General features: G+C 67.5%; 17 protein-coding genes. 6 read left to right on the top strand and 11 right to left on the bottom strand.

Going from position 1 to position 17,978, the window contains the following annotated elements; translation table 11 throughout:
- The first annotated feature begins 134 nt into the window (after positions 1-134).
- The 6 genes from D103_RS0109740 (at position 135) to D103_RS0109715 (ending at position 4,987) form a co-directional block, all read left to right on the top strand.
- The gene (locus tag D103_RS0109740; RefSeq protein ID WP_018876666.1) at positions 135-857 is read left to right on the top strand and encodes a GAF domain-containing protein; all 723 of its coding nucleotides are present in this window, start codon (positions 135-137) and stop codon (positions 855-857) included.
- A 13-nt stretch (positions 858-870) separates the two neighbouring features.
- Entirely contained in the window at positions 871-1,605 is a 735-nt protein-coding gene (locus D103_RS0109735) for a class I SAM-dependent methyltransferase (RefSeq protein ID WP_018876665.1), read from the top strand.
- 254 nt (positions 1,606-1,859) lie between these two features.
- The gene (locus tag D103_RS0109730; protein WP_018876664.1) at positions 1,860-2,627 is read left to right on the top strand and encodes a hypothetical protein; all 768 of its coding nucleotides are present in this window, start codon (positions 1,860-1,862) and stop codon (positions 2,625-2,627) included.
- Between the two features lie 52 nt (positions 2,628-2,679).
- A complete protein-coding gene (locus D103_RS0109725; RefSeq protein WP_018876663.1) occupies positions 2,680-2,982 on the top strand; it encodes an HPr-rel-A system PqqD family peptide chaperone in 303 nt (100 codons plus the stop codon).
- Complete coding sequence (locus D103_RS0109720) at positions 2,979-3,884, top strand: HprK-related kinase A (protein WP_018876662.1); 906 nt, start codon at positions 2,979-2,981, stop codon at positions 3,882-3,884. The genes D103_RS0109725 and D103_RS0109720 overlap by 4 nt, the downstream gene beginning before the upstream one ends.
- Positions 3,881-4,987: a nucleotidyltransferase family protein gene (locus tag D103_RS0109715; RefSeq protein ID WP_018876661.1), complete on the top strand. Its 1,107-nt coding sequence runs from the start codon at positions 3,881-3,883 to the stop codon at positions 4,985-4,987. Before D103_RS0109720 ends, D103_RS0109715 begins: the two co-directional genes overlap by 4 nt.
- A 406-nt stretch (positions 4,988-5,393) precedes the next feature.
- Here the strand turns inward: D103_RS0109715 and D103_RS0109710 are convergent, their stop codons facing one another.
- The 11 genes from D103_RS0109710 to D103_RS0109655 form a co-directional block, all read right to left on the bottom strand.
- A complete protein-coding gene (locus D103_RS0109710) occupies positions 5,394-6,353 on the bottom strand; it encodes a hypothetical protein (RefSeq protein WP_018876660.1) in 960 nt (319 codons plus the stop codon).
- A gap of 54 nt (positions 6,354-6,407) precedes the next feature.
- A complete protein-coding gene (locus tag D103_RS0109705; protein ID WP_038028714.1) occupies positions 6,408-7,253 on the bottom strand; it encodes a S1C family serine protease in 846 nt (281 codons plus the stop codon).
- 110 nt (positions 7,254-7,363) lie between these two features.
- Entirely contained in the window at positions 7,364-8,218 is an 855-nt protein-coding gene (gene purU / locus D103_RS0109700; RefSeq protein WP_018876658.1) for a formyltetrahydrofolate deformylase, read from the bottom strand.
- A 303-nt stretch (positions 8,219-8,521) separates the two neighbouring features.
- Positions 8,522-9,472, bottom strand: coding sequence for a 4-hydroxy-3-methylbut-2-enyl diphosphate reductase (ispH, locus tag D103_RS0109695; protein ID WP_018866652.1), 951 nt, complete (start codon positions 9,470-9,472; stop codon positions 8,522-8,524).
- A gap of 26 nt (positions 9,473-9,498) precedes the next feature.
- The gene (locus D103_RS0109690; RefSeq protein ID WP_018876657.1) at positions 9,499-9,933 is read right to left on the bottom strand and encodes a peptidylprolyl isomerase; all 435 of its coding nucleotides are present in this window, start codon (positions 9,931-9,933) and stop codon (positions 9,499-9,501) included.
- Between the two features lie 14 nt (positions 9,934-9,947).
- Positions 9,948-10,451: a signal peptidase II gene (gene lspA, locus D103_RS0109685; RefSeq protein ID WP_018876656.1), complete on the bottom strand. Its 504-nt coding sequence runs from the start codon at positions 10,449-10,451 to the stop codon at positions 9,948-9,950.
- Entirely contained in the window at positions 10,451-13,297 is a 2,847-nt protein-coding gene (gene ileS, locus D103_RS0109680; RefSeq protein WP_018876655.1) for an isoleucine--tRNA ligase, read from the bottom strand. The genes lspA and ileS overlap by 1 nt, the downstream gene beginning before the upstream one ends.
- A 33-nt stretch (positions 13,298-13,330) precedes the next feature.
- A complete protein-coding gene (locus D103_RS0109675; RefSeq protein ID WP_018876654.1) occupies positions 13,331-14,293 on the bottom strand; it encodes a bifunctional riboflavin kinase/FAD synthetase in 963 nt (320 codons plus the stop codon).
- 54 nt (positions 14,294-14,347) lie between these two features.
- On the bottom strand, positions 14,348-15,928 hold the full coding sequence (murJ, locus tag D103_RS0109670) for a murein biosynthesis integral membrane protein MurJ (protein WP_018876653.1): 1,581 nt from the start codon (positions 15,926-15,928) through the stop codon (positions 14,348-14,350).
- Positions 15,929-16,440: 512 nt separating this feature from the next.
- Entirely contained in the window at positions 16,441-16,662 is a 222-nt protein-coding gene (locus D103_RS0109660) for a cold-shock protein (RefSeq protein WP_196794002.1), read from the bottom strand.
- A 541-nt stretch (positions 16,663-17,203) separates the two neighbouring features.
- Entirely contained in the window at positions 17,204-17,923 is a 720-nt protein-coding gene (locus tag D103_RS0109655) for an SDR family NAD(P)-dependent oxidoreductase (protein WP_018876651.1), read from the bottom strand.
- Positions 17,924-17,978: the final 55 nt, after the last annotated feature.

The raw sequence follows: 17,978 nt of genomic DNA, 5'->3' as shown, positions 1-17,978 counted from the left end.
GTGCTGGCTTTTCGCCAGACCGGGGGTTTTTCGTGTCGGCTCACGGTCGCGCAGACGGCATGGCCCGGGGCGGGTACCTGTCGGGAAATCCCGCTGCTACTCTCGTTTGACCGACCTTCCTTGGATCCCGGGAGATGAACAAGGCCTTCGAGGCGTTTGACGAGCACCTGCTCGAGCTGGCCCGGTTTGTTGAAGAAGCCGAGTCCATGGAGAAGGGGCTGCACCAGTTGACGGTCCTGGTGGGCCACGCCATGGACTGCCGGCATTGCTCGATCATGCTGGTCAAACAGGATCCGGAGACCGGCGAACCACGCCTCCGGGTCGAGGCGCACCAGGGGGCGCTCGTGCCGCAGGCCTACGGGGAGTCCCAGCGTTTCGGGACCGGCATCGCGGGACAGGTCGCCGCATCCGGCAAAGGACTCCTGATCAACGATCTCCACCATTCCGAATTTGCCGGCGACGCCCGCCGTTGCCACGAGGTGGAGGCGGTCGACGTGATCGCGGTGCCGGTGGTGCTCGATGGCGAGGTGATCGGTGTGATCAATATTGATTCCCCGCGCGATCAGCGGCGGCTGACGCAGGAGGATCTGCGCATGGCATCGATCCTGGCGCTGGTGGTGGCCAAGTCCGTACTGGTCCATCGGCTGAAGGGGCTGCTGCGCACCAGTTTCACGCAAATGGCGCTGGCCCGTCAGCCGGGAGCGGCGACGGGGCCCATTACCCACGCACCGGAGCGCGTGGCCCGGTTGCTCGCGCGCACGCTGTACGACGAGATGAGCCGCGCCGGGTTTTCCCGCGATCATGTGCTGACGGCCGCGACCGAACTGATCGGCCAGGTGAGCGAGGGGCGGGAATGACGGCGAGGGTGCCATGAAGGACACCGGATTCGAGCGCCGCTGGCGCCAGCGTTTCCTCGAACGCGGAGCGAGCCTGGAGGATGACGCCGGGATCGCCGGCTGGACGCCGACCGGCCTGAACAGCCGCGTGCGGCAGTTCGAGCGTCTCTGGCGGGACGCGGCCCATGCGCCCGGACGCTGGCTCGATATCGGCTGTGGCGCGGGTACCTACACGCGGATGCTGCATGCGCAGGGTCATGCGGTGTGGGGGCTGGACTACTCCACCCCGTCCCTGGCGAAGGCGAGGGATCGCAGCAATCCGACGATCCCGTGGCTGGCGGCGGATATCCAGCAGCTCCCGCTGCCGGATGCCGCGTTCGACGGGGTACTCTGCTTTGGCGTAATGCAGGCGTTGTCGGAGCCTGCGCCGGCACTGGCGGAGATCCGGCGGGTCCTGCGTCCCGGTGGCGAGGCCTGGGTCGATGCGCTGAACCTGCGGTGTCTGCCCACGGCGCTTCGGGAGTGGCGGCGCCATCGCCGGGGACAGCCGCCGCATTTGCGCTACGACGATCCCGCCGCCTTGCGCGCGACGGCCGAGGCCGCGGGTCTGGTGGCGCTGGAGCTGGACTGGTTGCCGCTGGCACCCGGGCGTCTCGCGCGCCTGCAGCCACTGCTGGAGAACCGGGGCACCCGTGGTGTGCTGCAGTCGGTCCCGGTCGCCGGGGCATGGCTGAGCCATTCGTTCATTCTGCGCTTGCGCAGGGCGTGATGTACCGGCCGTCCGGCCCCTGTCGGGAAATTTTGCACTTGGCGGCGACGAGCGCCCTTGCGAACCCGAGGCCTGATGAGGCGGCCCTCGATATCAGTGAGTTACCCGTTATTCGATGGAGTGGCATTGCGCTTGCTAACTCTTGGTAGAAAGCGTCTGATTGCAGTGTGCCCCGAAATTCCCCCGGTGCGGGTGGAGGCGGGTGCCCTGGCGCGAACGGCGTGACGCCGGGGACGGACCTGGAGCAGGCAAGAATGAGCGACGAACACGATCAGAACCACAGCCATGGCCCGGAGGGCGAGGATCCGTCCGGCAGCCCCGTGGATCGGGACGAGGCTTCGTCCGGCCCGCGCAGCCGGACTCGCCGCCGCCTGACCACCGCCGGCCTGGGTGGCGCGATGTTGGTGTCTCTCCCCGCCAAGTCGGTCTGGGGTGCACAGGGGCAGTGTTCGCTGTCGGGTAATATCTTCTCCGCCAACGTCTCCAATATCGACCACGAGTGCACCGAGGGCGATGGCTGCACGCCGGGCTTCTGGAAGAACAACTGGTTCGCCTGGGACTGCACCGGCTACTCGCCGGGGACCTGCCACAAGACCAATCCACCGGGCAACCAGTGCCGCAGCTTCGATGCGACGGTGCATCCCGGTGGCGCGACCTCCTTCGAGTCGGTGTTCGGCTACAAGCCGGAGTGTCTGAGTGGCTCGCCGTCGCTGATGGAGGTGCTGCAGGCCAGTGGCGTGTGCAGTGGATCGCTGGACTGGCATGCGGTGGGGGCGGTCCTGAACGCGGCCTGCACCTCGATCGACTTTGGCGCCTCGGTGGATGAGGTGGTGAAGGCCTATTCCATGGCCCGCGATGACGCGGACAAGTACACGGCCGTGAAGAACGTCTTCGTCTACATGAACGAGCGCTTCTGCCCAATCAACAGCCAGGGCGACTGCGAGGATGGATACTCGCGCAACGAACTGGGCGTATGCGTAGAGGTGCGGACCACCACGTCCAACCAGAAGGGCAATCGCTGACCTGCGGGGCGCTGCCCCGGGTACGGCTGGCCGTACGGTAAACGAGGCGCACTTGTCCGTTCCCGAAGAACCCCTCGAACTGATTTCGCTGCCGGTCGCTCACGTGCGGGCGTGGGGCGAATCCGTGGTCGTCTTTGATCAGCGCTGTGGCGAGACACACGTGCTGCAACCGCCCCTCACCGAGCTCTTCCAGGCCCTGCAAGAGGGGCCGATGACGCCGACGGCCCTGTTCGAGTACCTTGAACAGCGTTACGAAGCCGCCGAGGGGGAGCTGGAGGATGCGATGCAGGCCGGCCTGAGTCAGTTGCGGGAGCATCACCTGATCTGTGATCCGGCGGACTCGCGGGACGCGTGACAGCCCCAGAAGACCTGCGCGCGGGGCTGCGCGGCGCCGGGGTGGCCCTTCAGGTGGGCCCGTTCGTGGTCCGGCTGCGTTCGCGGCTGGACCGGGTCGAACGCGCGCTGGCCCTGTTCTACGACCGGCAGTTGCTGCCGCCGGAACAGGCGGCGTTTGCCGATTTTCACATCACGCTCGCACGGGCCTCCGGTCTGCACTGGCTCTGGCGCCCGCAGGCGCGATTCTTCCTCGACGGTCGATCACCGTTTCGCCCCCTCCCGCTGGCCCACGCCTACCCGCTGTTCGAGTGGGGACTGAACTGGTGCATTGCCCAGCACGCCCACGACTTCCTGATGATCCACGCGGCGGTGCTGGAACGTAACGGTCGGGCGCTGGTGATGCCGGGCGAGCCGGGGGCGGGGAAGAGCACGCTGACCGCCGCGCTGACCCTGTCCGGCTGGCGCCTGCTGTCGGACGAATTCGCCCTGCTTTCCCTGACGGACGGGCAGCTGGTGGCCCTGCCGCGCCCGGTCAGCCTGAAGAATGCAGCCATTGACCTGATCCGCGAGCGCTACCCGCAGGCGGTCATCGGGCCCGCCTCGCATGACACCAGCAAGGGGACCGTGGCGCATCTGAGACCGCCGGATGCGAGTATTCAGAAGATGCACGACCCGGCGCGACCGGCCTGGCTGGTCTTCCCGCGTTTTGCCGCGGGGGGCCGTGACCACCTTGCGCCGCTGGACCGGGCCGTGGCCCTGCAGCGGCTGGTCGGGTCGTCGTTCAACTACAGCGTGGTGGGGGCCGCGGGCTTCGAGGCCGCGGCCGACCTGATCGAGCAGAGTGCGTGCCTCGAGCTCGAGTACGCAGATCTGGATGCCACCCTGGGGCTGCTGAACGACCTGACCGCGGGGGGCGCGTGACATCCTCCGCGCTGACGCAACTGCTCGCGGTCCTGGGCGCTCCGAAGTCGGCCGGGCGGCTTTCGCTGGCGGACTGGGACCTGCTGGTGCGGGTGGCGCGGGTGGCCTCCCTGGAAGGGCGGCTGCATGCATTGATCGAGGAGGCCGGGACACTGCCCGAGGTGCCACCGGCGCCGCGACGGCACCTGCACGCGGCCCGGGTCCTGGCGGACCGTCAGCACGCCATGGTCCGCTGGGAGGTGGCGCGGATCCACGAGGCCCTGGCGCCCGAGGCGATCCCGATGATGCTGCTCAAGGGCGCTGCCTATGTCATGGCGGGCTTGCCCTGCGCCCCGGGGCGTCAGTTCTCCGATGTCGACATCCTCGTCCCGCAGGCGCGGATTGAGCAGGCGGAGCAGCACCTGTTTGTCCAGGGTTGGGTCTGCGAGGGCTACGATGCCTATGACCAGCGGTACTACCGCCAGTGGATGCACGAACTGCCGCCGCTCACGCATATCCAGCGCAAGAGCGTGCTGGACGTGCACCACACCATCCTGCCGCCGACCGCGCGGCTGCATCCCGACCCGGATCTTCTGTGGCAGGCGGCGCTGCCGCTCGACGACCACCCGGGTGTGTATATCCCGGCTCCGGTGGACATGGTCCTGCACAGCGCGACGCACCTGTTCCACGACGGCGAGCTGGAGAACGGGCTGCGGGACCTGGCCGATCTGGATGCGCTGCTGCGGTACTTTGTGGCCGAGGATCCGGGTTTCTGGGAGCGGCTGACGGCGCGCGCCTTCGAGATGGATCTGGCACGCCCGCTCTTCTACGCCCTGCGCTATGGCCGCGAATTCCTGCAGACCCCCGTGCCCGATTCGGCCTTCGCGGCCCTGGCCCGCGCGCGCCCGTCGGCGCCTCTGCGTGGGCTGATGGACGGGCTGTTCCGGCGCGGCCTGATACCCCATCACTGGAGCTGCGATGGCGTCGGGTCCGGCGCCGCGCGCTGGCTGTTGTACGTGCGTTCCCACTACCTGCGCATGCCGCTCCACCTGCTCCTGCCTCATCTGGTGCGCAAGGCGGTCAAGGACCAGCGCAAGGGGAAGCGGGAACGGCCCGAACCCTGAGGGAGACGCTGATTGAATCGCACGTCCGCGTTGGTGCCCCCCCAGTTGTTCGAGACAAACGTTCCGAGACAAGGCGCGTCGTGCAGCGGGTAGTGGTTCTACCCGCCCGTTTTGGATGGATTCGGGGCGCAACGCAGGATCGGGCCATATTCATTCAGAATCGGGGGGCACCAACCCCACAAGCCATTGAAAGCAGGGGCTCGGCCGCCCGTTGTTGATCAAAAACGGGCGCGGGAACGGCGTTGCGGTTCCCTTGTGCAGAATGACTGCACGGCAGTCACCGCGCCTTGTTCGCACGCAAAAGCGACTCGAGCGCGGACGTGCGATTCAATCAGCGTCTCCCTGAGGTCCGCGCGCTCCCGAACCCGCAGCTCGACCGCCGCCCGTCTACCCGACCAGCGGGCCCTTACGCGGTGGCTGGGTCTCCATCCAGGCCCAGAGTGGCGAGGGGTGCCAGGAGCAGCTCGGCGCGAAACAGGACGCGTGGGCCGGCCACCAGGCCGAGGCAGCGGTAGCGCTGCTGTGCCATCCCGGAGCCGGCCAGGCCGCGATCCGAGGTGTCCACGTGTTCGGCCGGGCTCACCAGCATATGCAGGGCATCGGCGCTGCGCAGGGCGCGCGCCAGACGCTGGTCGACGCTGATGTGATGCGCGGTATAGATCATGGGGTCGCGATAGAAATCGTGGCCATCGGCATGGGCCTTCTCCAGCAGCGCGCAGGAGATCAGGGATGCCGGAAACATGTCGGGAAAGTTGACCCGGTCCTCCAGCTCGTCGAAGTAGTCCGCCTGGCGCACGAGCGAACCCGACAGCAGATTCTTCGCGTTGCTGTTGGTCATGAACTTGCGCTTGTGGAACCACCCGTTGTCCGGCAGTTCGCGGCGGTCCTCGAGCCGGTCGAGGTCGAACCCCGCGGGCAGGGGCAGTGCCGCGTCCGGCAGCGCGCGGGGGGTGGCCGTGTCGCGCACGTGTCCCAGCAGCACCAGACCGCCGGATGTGCGCATCGCGATGCGGTTCGACAGTTGCGGCCGTCCCGCCTCGTCCATGCGCCGGTTCGTGGGCTTGACCACGGTGGTCAGGGCCTCGTCCGGGCGCAGGGCCCCGGCAAAGGTGAACTGGTAGTTCCGGAATGGCCGTTCGCGGATGTTCCCGCTGTCGCCCTCCGCCTGGCGTACCTGCGTGATCAGGGCCTCGGCGAGGCATTCCAGTTGAAAGCCCAGCACAATCGGGCCGCCAAACGGGTTGCCGCGGATCCGCATCCACTTGTCGCCGTCATGGAACGGATTGAAGTCATCGGTGGCGTTGCGCGCCACGTCGATGTGGATCTGACGAAAGACGCGGGGGGCGTCGAGAGGGGGCGCGGCCATGGGCGTGCGTTCTACCGGGCAGGGCCTGCCGTGACGTGTGCGGGCGTCGATGGGTTACTCCCGGGCGTTTGCCAGCAGCGGACGAATCCGGTCCGCTGGCACCGCGTAACTGATCCCGCTGGGGTGGCCGACCGCCGCCTCGCGTCCGCCCTGGACGAAGACCTGATTGATCACGCCGACGACTTCGCCGCTGTCGATCCGGTAGACGGGGCTCCCGCTGTTGCCGGGGTAGGCGGTGGCATCCAGCTGAAACACCATGGGTGCGCCGGCCCGCAGTTGCCGGATGCGCGCCTCGCTCAGTTCGCTCGAGCGCCGGGCGGTGATCGCCATGGGGGTGCGCGCCGCCACGCTCGCGCGATGGGTCGCGGGATAGGTGCCCAGGACCATGCCGATCGGGAAGCCGGTAAAGGCCAGTTGTTCGCCTTCCCGCACGGCATCGGAGGATCCCAGCTGCAGGGGTGGCAGCGGGGGCCCGGCAATCCGCAGCAGGGCCAGGTCGTCGTCCGCCGAATGGGCCACCAGTTCCGCGCTGTGGATGGAGGTGTCACGGCCTTCGCCGCTGACCACCACGAGTTGTTCGCGGTTCTCGTGATCCAGGGACGTCGGGATCACATGGTGATTGGTGACGATCAGACTACCGTCGCCAACCGCAAAGCCGGTGGCGAGGTAATGGGCCCGGGGGCTGCGCGCGGGCTGGTGGGTGGCGATGCTGACCACCGAGGGTTTGACGCGCTCGATGGTGTCGGGCAGCGCATCGGCCGCGGCCGGGGGCTGGACGACCAGAAGGGCCAGAAGACTGGCCGCGGCCAGGGCCTTCAGCGTCCGCCATTTGCGCGGGCGGGTGCATGGCGCAGAGGCCGGTGACAAGAGGCCGGATCGCGTGCTCGTCGTATTGTTCATGGGCCACCCCCGCCGGTTGATGGTCCAAGTCTAGGCCAGGCGTCTCCGGTCGTGGTGGCAGTGCGTTAGGTGACGCGGGTAGTGGCCGGCGGAGGCGTTAAGCCGAATGTTCAGTTGAAGACGATGGTCTTGTTGCCGTGGGTGAGGACGCGGCCTTCGAGGTGGTAGCGCAGGCCGCGGGCGAGGACCCATCGTTCGACGTCGCGGCCCTTGCGGATCAGGTCCTGCACGCCGTCGTCATGGCGGATGCGGGTGACGTCCTGTTCGATGATCGGGCCGGCGTCGAGGTCCTCGGTGACGTAGTGGCAGGTCGCACCGATCAGCTTAACGCCGCGGGCGAAGGCCTGGTGGTAGGGCCGTGCGCCGATGAACGACGGCAGGAAGCTGTGGTGGATGTTCAGGATGCGTTCGGGGTATTCGTCGCACAGCGCGGGCGGCAGGATCTGCATGTAGCGCGCCAGTACGATGGCGTCGGGCGCGAGTTCGGCGAGTCGCGCCTGCAGGGTAGCGAAGGCGGTCTCGCGGTCCTCGCGCGGCACGGGGATGTGCTCGAACGGGATGCCGTAGCACCGGGCCAGCGGCTCCAGGTCACGATGGTTGGAGAGGATCGCCGGGATCTCCATCGGCAGTTCGCCGTTGCTCCAGCGGGCCAGCAGGTCGCTGAGGCAGTGCGGCTCGCGCGAGACCATCAGGACCACACGTGGTCGCGTTTCGGCGCCCGCCAGCCACCAGTCCATGCCGAGATCGAGGGCCAGCTCGTCCAGGCGTTCGCGCAGGGCGGGCTCGGCATCGACGGGCAGCGAGAATACCCAGCGCATGAAGAACCAGCCGGCCTCGGCATCGGTGTGTTGTGCAGCCTCGGTGATCCAGCCATCGGTGTTGGCGATCGCGTTGGCGATGCGCGCGACGATCCCGTGCTGATCCGGGCAGCGAATACTCAGCCGAAAACGCGGTCGATCATCCATGTCGTTTATGTATCCCGGATAAGGTCAAGGGCGGGTTTTACCACGAAGCTCACGAAGGCACGAAGAAGGGCAAGGGCGGATTAACCACAGAGGTCACGGAGGACACGGAGAAAACCAGCGATGGTTTTGTGGCGGGCAGGATTCCGATGAGCGTAGCGGATCGCTCCTGCCCATATAACCATTTGTCGTCTTTCTCAGTGTCCTCTGTGCACTCTGTGGTGCAATCGCCTTTGACCTTGCCCTTCTTCGTGCCTTCGTGTCCTTCGTGGTGAATCAAGGCGACGCCGGGCAGAGCAAAGCCTGTCAGGCGGATTCGCGGCGCAGGCCGGAGGGGATGGAGAAGGTGATGGTCTCTTCGCGGCCGGCGAGTTCGGAGACGGTATCGACGCCGTGCCCGCGCAGGAAGTCGAGCACCTCGTTGACCAGGACCTCCGGGGCCGAGGCGCCGGCGGTGACGCCGATGCGGCTCTTGCCCTCCAGCCAGGCGGGGTCGATGTCGGCGGCACCGTCCACCAGGTAGGAGGCTACGCCCATGCGGGCGCCGATCTCGCTCAGGCGGTTGGAGTTCGAGCTGTTCTTCGAGCCGACCACCAGCAGCAGGTCGCACTGCTTCGCCAGGTCCTTCACCGCATCCTGACGGTTCTGGGTGGCGTAGCAGATGTCCATCTTGCGCGGGCCCTCGATCTTCGGGAAGCGCGCGGTAAGGGCATCGATGATGCCGGCGGTGTCGTCCATCGACAGCGTGGTCTGGGAGACGAAGGCCAGACGGTCCGGGTTCGCAACCTCCAGATTCTCGACGTCCGCGATGGTCTCGACCAGCATCATGCAGCCGCCCCGGGAGTCGTCGAACTGGCCCATGGTGCCCTCGACCTCGGGGTGCCCGGCGTGGCCGATCAGTACGACCTCGCGACCCTCGCGGGCGTAGCGCGCCACCTCCAGATGGACCTTGGTGACCAGCGGGCAGGTGGCATCGAACACGGTCAGGCCGCGATCCTCGGCCTCCTGCTGCACGCGGCGCGGCACGCCGTGCGCGGAGAAGATCACCACCTGGCCGTCGGGCACTTCGCTCAGTTCCTCGACGAAGCGCACGCCCGCATCCGTCAGGCGGCCGACCACGTGGCGGTTGTGCACCACCTCGTGGCGCACGTACAGCGGCGCGCCGTAGATCTCCAGGGCGCGTTCCACGATCTCGATGGCGCGTTCCACCCCGGCGCAGAAGCCGCGCGGATTGGCGAGCTGGGCCTGGATACTCATGGTGTTCTCCTGCGGTCGGTCGCGACCTATTGTGGCTCCCGTACGGATACCACATCCACCTCGAAGGTGAAGTGTTGCCCCGCCAGCGGGTGGTTGAAATCCACCGTCACGGTGTCGTCCTCCACCGCTTCGATGCGGCCGGGCACGGCCTCGCCGGAGGGGCTGTTGAACTCGTAGATGTAGTCCACCTCCAGCGGCAGGTCATCCGGGAACTGCGAGCGCGGCATGCGCTGCACCGCCGCCTGATCCCGGAACGGGAACATGACGCCGGCCTCGATCGCAAATTCCCGGTGGTCGCCGGCCTCCAGCCCGACCAGCAGATCCTCCAGGCCGGGCAGGATCTCGCCGGAGCCGATCTCCAGGGTAATGGGTTCGTCGCCGGTCCCGTCCACTACAAAGCCGTTTTCGAGGATCAGGCGATAGTGCATCTCGATGTGCGCGCCCTTGGTGGCCGTGGTCATGCGTGCTCCCGTGTTCAGTGCTTGTCTTCGGAATGGCTGTGGTCACCCTCGATGAAGGTCGCCACGATCAGCGTGATCGCCCCCACCACGATGGCCATGTCCGCCACGTTGAAGGCCGGCCAGTGATAGCCCGCCCAGTGAAAGTCGAGAAAATCCACCACCGCGCCATAGCGCACGCGGTCGATCAGGTTGCCCACGGCCCCGCCCAGTACCAGGCCCAGGGCCGTCACCGACCACCACGCCCGGCGCGGCAGGCGGGCCAGCCAGCCGATGATCAGCAGCCCGATCACCACGGCGATGCCGGTCAGCAGCCAGCGGCCCCAGTCCCCGGCGCCGGCCAGGAAGCTGAAGGCCGCACCGGGGTTGTAGACCAGCGACAGATTGAAGAAGCTCGTCACCTCGACCGGGGCGAACAGCGTCAGCGCGTGTTCCGCCCAGATCTTGGTGACCTGGTCCGCGACCACGATCGCGGCCGCGATCAGCAGCCCCGGGCCCAGACCGGAACCCCGCAGTTGCATCAGGCGAAGTGCCGGGTCTCGCCCGGGCCTTCCACGTTGCTGACGCAGCGTCCGCACAGTTCCGGGTGCTGCGCGTGCTCGCCGACATCCGGACGGCGGTGCCAGCAGCGCACGCACTTCGGCTGTTCGCTCTTGTGCACGACCACGCCCAGCGCCGTGCCGTCCGTCAGTTCGGCGGTATGCGCGTCTTCCGGGGCGGCGCCCTCGGCCAGACGGGCCTCGGAGGTGATCAACACGAAGCGCAGCTCGTCGCCCAGGCGCTCCAGCAGCGCGCGCGCCGCGGAGTCGGCCGGCAGATGCAGGTCGATCTCGGCATTCAGCGAGGCGCCGATGCCCTGCTCGTTGCGCGCCAGTTCCAGTGCACGGGCGACATGGGTGCGCACCTCCAGGATGCGGTCCCAGTCGCCATCGGAGAACGTCGCGTCTTCTGGCAGCGGGGCCAGCCCCTCGTACCAGGTGGCGAACAGCACGCTGTCCGGCCGCTCGCCGGGCAGCAGCTCCCAGATCTCTTCGGCGGTAAAGGTCAGGATCGGGGCCACCCAGCGCGTCAAGGCTTCGGCTACGTGGTGCAGCGCGGTCTGCGCCGAGCGCCGGGCATGCGAATCCGCCTGCGTGGTGTACTGGCGATCCTTGATCACGTCCAGGTAGAAGCTGCCCAGCTCCACCGAGCAGAAGTTGTGCACGCGCTGGTAGATCTGGTGGAACAGGTAGTCGTCATAGGCCTTGGTGACCTGGCCCTGTACCTGCAGCGCGCGGGCGACGATCCAGCGATCCAGCGGCAGCAGCTCGTCCAGCGGCAGGGCGTGCTCGGCCGGTTCGAACCCGTTGAGGTTGCCCAGCAGGAAGCGCGTGGTGTTGCGGATGCGGCGGTAGGCATCGGCGGTGCGGTCGAGGATGTCCTTCGAGATCGCCATCTCGCCGGAGAAGTCGGTGGCCGCGACCCACAGGCGCAGGATATCCGCGCCCAGGGTAGAAACGACCTCCTGCGGCGCGACCACGTTGCCGCGCGACTTGGACATCTTCTCGCCCTTCTCGTCCACGGTGAAGCCGTGGGTCAGCACCGCCTTGTACGGCGCCGCGCCGCGCATGGCCACGCTGGTCAACAGGCTGGACTGGAACCAGCCGCGGTGCTGGTCCGAGCCTTCCAGGAACAGGTCCACCGGCAGTCCGCCGAGTTCCGGGCGCTTCTCCACCACCGTGGAGTGCAGCACGCCGGAGTCGAACCAGACGTCGAGGGTGTCGTTCAGCTTCACGTAGTCGTCGGCCTTGTCGCCCAGCAACTCCTTCGGGTCCAGCTGGAACCAGGCCTCGATGCCGTCCTGCTCGATGCGCTGCGCGACCGCCTCGACCAGCTCCGCGGTGTGCGGGTGCAGGCGGTTGGTTTCCTTGTGCACGAAGAACGGGATCGGCACGCCCCAGTTGCGCTGGCGCGAGATGCACCAGTCCGGACGGTTGACCACCATGCCGTGGATGCGGGCCTGGCCCCAGCTCGGCATCCACCGGGTGTCGGCGATCGCCTTGAGTGCATCCGCGCGCAGCTCGGCGCGCTCCATGCTGATGAACCACTGCGGGGTCGCGCGGAAGATGATCGGCGTCTTGTGGCGCCAGCAGTGCGGGTAGCTGTGCTCGAACTTCACCGCCACGATCAGCGCGCCGTGTTCCTTCAGTACGTCGATCACATGGCCGTTGGCCTGATGCACGTTCTCGCCGGCGAAATGCGGGGTGTCCGGCAGGAAGCGCCCGTCCGGGCCCACCGGGTTTTCCACCGGCAGGCTGTACTGCAACCCGACCGCGTAGTCCTCCTGGCCGTGGCCGGGGGCGGTGTGCACCGCGCCGGTACCGGTCTCGGTGGTCACGTGGTCGCCCAGGATCAGCGGGACTTCGCGGTCCAGGAACGGGTGGCGCAGCATCAGGCCTTCCAGCGCCTGGCCCTTGGCGCGGGCGACGATCCGGCCCTCGCCCAGCGAATAGCGGGCCAGGCAGTCCTCGACCAGGTCCTCCGCCAGCAGGATGCGCTCGTGCTCCAGCTCCACCAGGGCGTAGTCCAGCTCCGGGTGCAGGGCGACCGCCTGGTTGGCCGGCAGGGTCCACGGTGTGGTGGTCCAGATGACCACGCTGATCGGGCCGCGCGAGCCGTCGATGCCGTCGAAGCGGCGCAGGAAGTCGATGTCGTCGACCACGCGGAAGCGCACGTCGATCGCCTGCGAGATCTTGTCCTCGTACTCGACCTCGGCCTCGGCCAGGGCCGAGCCGCAGTCCACGCACCAGTGCACCGGCTTCTCGCCCATCTGCACGTGGCCGCGCTTGAAGATCGTGCCCAGCGCGCGAACGGTGTCCGCCTCCACCTGGTAGTTCATGGTCAGGTAGGGGTGGTCCCAGTCGCCCAGTACGCCCAGGCGCTGGAAGTCCGCACTCTGGCCGTCCACCTGTTCCTGGGCGTATTCGCGGCAGGCCTTGCGGAAGGTCGCGGCATCCACGTCGCGCCCGGCCTTGCCCAGGTTCTGTTCCACCTTCAGCTCGATCGGCAGGCCGTGGCAGTCCCAGCCCGGCACGTAGGGCGCATCAAAGCCGGCCAGGGTGCGGCTCTTCACGATCACGTCCTTGAGGATCTTGTTGACCGCGTGGCCGACATGGATCGAGCCGTTGGCGTAGGGCGGGCCGTCCGCCAGCACGAAGCGCGGCCGCCCGGCACAGTGCTCGCGCAGGCGCTGGTAGCGGTCCTCGGCCTTCCAGGCCTCCAGCCATTCGGGCTCCCGCGTCGCCAGGCCGGCGCGCATGGGGAAGGCCGTCTCGGGCAGGTTGAGGGTGTCCTTGTAGGGATTCGGCGGTGCCGGTTTGCGTGCCATGAGCGAGTTCCGGATCGGCCCTGCGGGCCGGTTTCAGTCGAGTTCGGAGAGTTGCATGCGGGCCGTGTCGACGTCGCGCGCGATCTGTGCGCGCAGCGCCTCCAGGCCCTCGAAGCGCTGTTCGCCGCGCACCTGCGCGACCGGCTCGAAGCACACGGCCTCGCCGTACAGGTCGGGCTGGCCCTCGAGCACGTGGGCCTCCAGGCGCTGTTCGGTGCCGTCCACGGTCGGGCGCCAGCCGATATTGGCGACCGCCGGCAGGGACTCGCCGGAGGCGCGTCGCAGCCAGCCGGAGTACACCCCGCGCAGCGCCAGCGGCCAGGGCCCCAGGCGCAGGTTCGCGGTGGGGAAGCCGATGGTGCGCCCGCGCTTCTCGCCATGCGCGACCCGACCGTGCAGGCGGTAGGGCCGGCCGAGCAGCTCGGTCACCCGGGCGAAGTCCCCGGCGACGGCCGCGGCGCGCACCCGCGTGCTGCTGATACGGCCCTCGGCGTCCCGCACCGTCGGGGTGGACTCCACAGTGAAACCGAGGCGTCGGCCGGCGGTCTGCAGCGCGGCCTGGTCGCCCTCGCGGCCGCGTCCGAAGCGGAAGTCGTCCCCGACCAGGACGTGCCGCGCGCCCAGCCGCTGGTACAGGACCTCCTCCATGAAGGCGTTCGCCGACAGCCCGGCCAGATGCGCGTCGAAGCGCAGGATCCAGGCGGCATCCAGGGCGCTGTCGCCCAGGGTGACCAGGCGGTCGCGCAGCCGCTGCAGGCGCCCGGGCGGAGCCGGGGCCTGGGTCCGCGCGCCAAAGTACTCGCGCGGCAGCGGTTCGAAGGTCATCAGGAGCGCCGGCGCCTGGCGATCCTGCGCCGCCTCGAGCAGGCGCCCCAGAACAGCCTGATGACCACGATGGAGACCATCAAAGTTGCCAATGGTCACCACCGCGCCGTGCAGGCCGGCCGCCTCGAACGCCTTGCTGTCGGCCGGCCCCAGGCCGCGAATCAGCCGCATCGCCCCGATCCCGCGCAAAACCGCGAGTATAACCCGCCGGGGCCACCCCGGGCATCATTGATCCGCGCCTTCCGTGGACTCGCGCAGCAACAGGTGACGCGGACGCAGCCCGGCCAGCCACAGCGTGGCGGCGAGCGTGGCGGTCCCGGCCAGAATCAGACCCGCGAGCGCCATAAGGCGTGTATCGATGGACCACTCGGTCCACTGGCCGAACTCGGGCGAGAGCCAGGCCAGCACGCCGATCATCGCGGCCAGGCCCAGCGGCAGCCCGAGCCGCAGCCGGCGCAGGCCCGGGCCCGGCTGGTAGATACCCTCGCGGATCAGCCCGCGATAGAGCAGCCCGGCGTTGATGTAGGCGGAGGCCGAGGTGGCGAGCGCCAGCCCGGCATGCGCCCCCGGCATACCGGAGAGATACCACGGCAGCACGAAGGCCCCGTTCAGCACCATGTTCCAGAGCATGGCGATGATCGCGATCTTGACCGGGGTCTTCGTGTCCTGGCGGGCGAAGAAGCCGGGTGCCAGGACCTTGATCAGGATGAACCCGGGCAGGCCCAGCGCATATGCGGCCAGCGCCATCGCGGTCATGTAGGTGTCGAACTGGGTGAAGGCCTGGTACTGGATCAGCGTGGCCAGGATCGGCACCGCCAGCACCACCAGTCCGACCATGGACGGCAGCGCCACCAGCATCGCCAGGCGCAGGGCCCAGTCCAGCGTACGGCCGAACGCGGCCGGGTCGGCCTGGTTGTACTGGCGCGCCAGGCGCGGAAGGATCACCGTGCCGATGGCGATCCCGAACAGCGCCAGCGGCAGCTCCACGAAGCGGTCGCCGAAGTACAGCCAGGAGATCGACCCTGCGACCAGAAACGAGGCGATCAGGGTGTCCACCAGCAGGTTGATCTGCACCACCGAGGTCCCGAGGATCGCCGGCAGCATCAGCTTCACGATCCGGCGAACCCCCTCGTGGGCGCGCCGGAAGCGGGGGCGGGGCAGCAGTCCCGCGCGCCACAGGAACGGGATCTGGAAGGCGAGTTGCAGGGCCCCGGCGATGAACACGCCCCAGGCCAGGGCCATGATCGGTTCTTCGAACATCGGCGCCAGCCACAGCGCCGCGCCGATCAGCGCCAGATTCAGGAACACCGGGGTGAAGGCGGGCACCGCGAAACGCCCGATGCTGTTGAGGATGCCGGCCGCCATCGCGGTCAGCGAGATGAACAGCAGGTACGGGAAGGTGATCCGCAGCATGGTGGCGGCCAGATCCTCGCGCCCGGCCTCCTGGGTGCCCAGGCCCGGGGCGAATACCCAGATCAGCGCCGGTGCCGCCAGGACCCCGATCAGGGTCACCACGGTCACCACGGTCATCAGGGTGCCGGCGGTGTGATCCAGCAGATCGAGCAGGGCTTCGCGCCCGCGCTTCTCGCGAAACTCGGCGAAAACCGGCACGAAGGCCTGGTTGAAGGCGCCCTCGGCGAACAGCCGGCGCAGGAAGTTGGGGATGCGAAAGGCGACGAAGAAGGCGTCGGTCGCGGGGCCGGCGCCGAAGGTGACCGCCAGCACCATGTCGCGCAGATAGCCCATGATCCGGGAGATCATGGTCATGCCACTGACAACGGCGGTGGAGCGGAACAGGCGGTTCATCGCGTGCGGGCGGCCGACGGGAAAGCCCCGCAGTGTACTTGAATCACCCGCGCCGGACCGCCGCCTTCGCCACGAAGCCCGCGACGAAAGACCAGGTGAAAAGCGATTTCACCACGAAGGGCACGAAGGCACGAAGAAAGGCAAGGTCAAGGGCGCTTGCACCACGGAGGGCACAGAGGGCACGGAGAAAAACAGGGTTGGTTTGGTGGAAGGGGATGTGGATGAGCGCAGCGAATCGCATCAATCCCAACGGACGGCCCGGCATCGATACATTTCGCATCGCTCACCGCATCCTGCCGCCTCCGGGCCGGTATCCACCTCAAGTCTTTGCAGCTTTCTCCGTGGTCTCTGTGTGCTCTGTGGTGAAAATGCCTTTGCCCTTCTTCGTGCCTTCGTGTGCTTCGTGGTGAATACAGGTGGTGAGATCAGAATGCCGGGCACGAAAAAGGCCGCCCGGAGGCGGCCTTCTTGGACGGTCCAGTGAAGGAGCCGTCAGCCATGGGAGTGGCGCCTTAGATGGCGGTCACTTCGCCGGCGGCGAGGCCCTTGGCGGTTTCCTGGATCTCAAAGGAGACCTTCTGGCCTTCGGCCAGGGTCTTGAAACCCGAACCGTTGATCGCGGAGAAATGGACGAACACGTCCTTGCCGCCATCATCGGGGGTGATGAAACCGAAACCCTTGCTCTCGTTGAACCACTTCACAACACCAGTATTCACAACTTGTAACCTCTTCATGTAACTAACAAATGTGTTCGCGGCATGCTGCCAACAGATCAACGGGAGCACTGGTTCAGAAACTAGAAACTTCCTAGTGTTGCCGCTCAACCACGAATCACGTCTCCGACTATACGCCGCATCCCCGGCGAAATCCAACGCCCCTCCATGAACTTTTTTTGGCGCTGCAGCGCCGATTTTCCGCACGCCGGTGGGGCAGCCGCGGCTCCACGAGGCAGGGCCAGGTCAAAAGCGGATTGACCACGAAGCTCACGAAGGCACGAAGAAGGGCAAAGGCATTTTCACCACAGAGAGCACGGAGGACACGGAGAAAGGCGGGGGCGGTTTTGTAGCGGGTGGGATGCAGATGGGCGCAGCGAAACGCATCGATCCCGTGGAGCGGCCCGCCCCCGATGCGTTTCGCTGCGCTCAACACCTCCTGCCCCCTGGGGAATCTGTCGCTTTCCTCCGTGTCCTCCGTGGCCTCTGTGGTGCGATTGCCCTTGACCTTGCCCTTCTTCGTGCCTTCGTGAGCTTCGTGGTGACAAAAAGGGGCGACAGATCAGAGCTGGCGGATGTCGACGAAGCTGCCGCGGGTGGTCTGGTGCAGGCGGGGCAGGACGTCGAGGATGGCGCGGGCGGCGTCCTCGGGGTTGGGCATGTCGCGGGTGCCGCGCGCGGCTTTCAGGCGCTGGAGGACCGGAAAGCTCTCGCGGTCGGCCTCGTCGCACAGGTAGTCCTGCATCGCAGTATCCACCAGGCCCGGGGCGAAGGCGTTGATCGCCGTCTCTTCCGGGAATTCGTGGGCGTAGAGCTGCATCATCATGTTCAGCGCCGCCTTGGAGAGCGAGTAGCCGCTCCAGCCGGCATGTCCGGAGACCGAGGCGCCGGAGGAGATGGCGATGATCTGGCCGACCCGCACGCGGTGCTTCAGCAGCGCGTCCAGGATCACCTTGTTGGCGAAGGTGTTCACGTCCATGAGCAGGCGTAGCTCGTCCATCGGCGCGTCCTGCATGCGCTGCATGTGGCCCAACAGCCCCGCGTTGAGCACCACCAGGTCCAGTGAGTCCACGCCCTGCAGCAGGCGTTCCATCGCAGCCCCGGTGGCGGTGAAGTCGCCGAGGTCCACCCGCTCGTCACCGCTGACCCCGGCCTCGGGGCAGCCGCGACGGCTCATGCCATAGACGTGTGCGCCCTGTTCCAGCAGTACCCGGGTCAGCCCCAGGCCCAGCCCGCTGGAGTTGCCGGTCACGAGCGCCGAACCAAAACGGCCGTCCTGCATATCGCTCTCCTTCAAGGTTTCGAATGTGCGGATTGTCTACCACGAAGCACACGAA

Origin of the sequence: Thioalkalivibrio sp. ALE31 (genome assembly GCF_000377405.1) — a bacterium.
Lineage (GTDB): Bacteria > Pseudomonadota > Gammaproteobacteria > Ectothiorhodospirales > Ectothiorhodospiraceae > Thioalkalivibrio.
Note: the sequence above shows the minus strand (reverse complement) of the source record. Positions and strands in the feature narration are given on the sequence as shown.

Coding starts and splice junctions, on each gene's coding strand:
- D103_RS0109740 (WP_018876666.1), top strand. CDS start 135: ATGAACAAGGCCTTCGAGGCGTTTGACGAGCACCTGCTCGAGCTGGCC.
- D103_RS0109735 (WP_018876665.1), top strand. CDS start 871: ATGAAGGACACCGGATTCGAGCGCCGCTGGCGCCAGCGTTTCCTCGAA.
- D103_RS0109730 (WP_018876664.1), top strand. CDS start 1,860: ATGAGCGACGAACACGATCAGAACCACAGCCATGGCCCGGAGGGCGAG.
- D103_RS0109710 (WP_018876660.1), bottom strand. CDS start 6,353: ATGGCCGCGCCCCCTCTCGACGCCCCCCGCGTCTTTCGTCAGATCCAC.
- D103_RS0109705 (WP_038028714.1), bottom strand. CDS start 7,253: ATGAACAATACGACGAGCACGCGATCCGGCCTCTTGTCACCGGCCTCT.
- purU (WP_018876658.1), bottom strand. CDS start 8,218: ATGGATGATCGACCGCGTTTTCGGCTGAGTATTCGCTGCCCGGATCAG.
- ispH (WP_018866652.1), bottom strand. CDS start 9,472: ATGAGTATCCAGGCCCAGCTCGCCAATCCGCGCGGCTTCTGCGCCGGG.
- D103_RS0109690 (WP_018876657.1), bottom strand. CDS start 9,933: ATGACCACGGCCACCAAGGGCGCGCACATCGAGATGCACTATCGCCTG.
- lspA (WP_018876656.1), bottom strand. CDS start 10,451: ATGCAACTGCGGGGTTCCGGTCTGGGCCCGGGGCTGCTGATCGCGGCC.
- ileS (WP_018876655.1), bottom strand. CDS start 13,297: ATGGCACGCAAACCGGCACCGCCGAATCCCTACAAGGACACCCTCAAC.
- D103_RS0109675 (WP_018876654.1), bottom strand. CDS start 14,293: ATGCGGCTGATTCGCGGCCTGGGGCCGGCCGACAGCAAGGCGTTCGAG.
- murJ (WP_018876653.1), bottom strand. CDS start 15,928: ATGAACCGCCTGTTCCGCTCCACCGCCGTTGTCAGTGGCATGACCATG.
- D103_RS0109660 (WP_196794002.1), bottom strand. CDS start 16,662: ATGAAGAGGTTACAAGTTGTGAATACTGGTGTTGTGAAGTGGTTCAAC.
- D103_RS0109655 (WP_018876651.1), bottom strand. CDS start 17,923: ATGCAGGACGGCCGTTTTGGTTCGGCGCTCGTGACCGGCAACTCCAGC.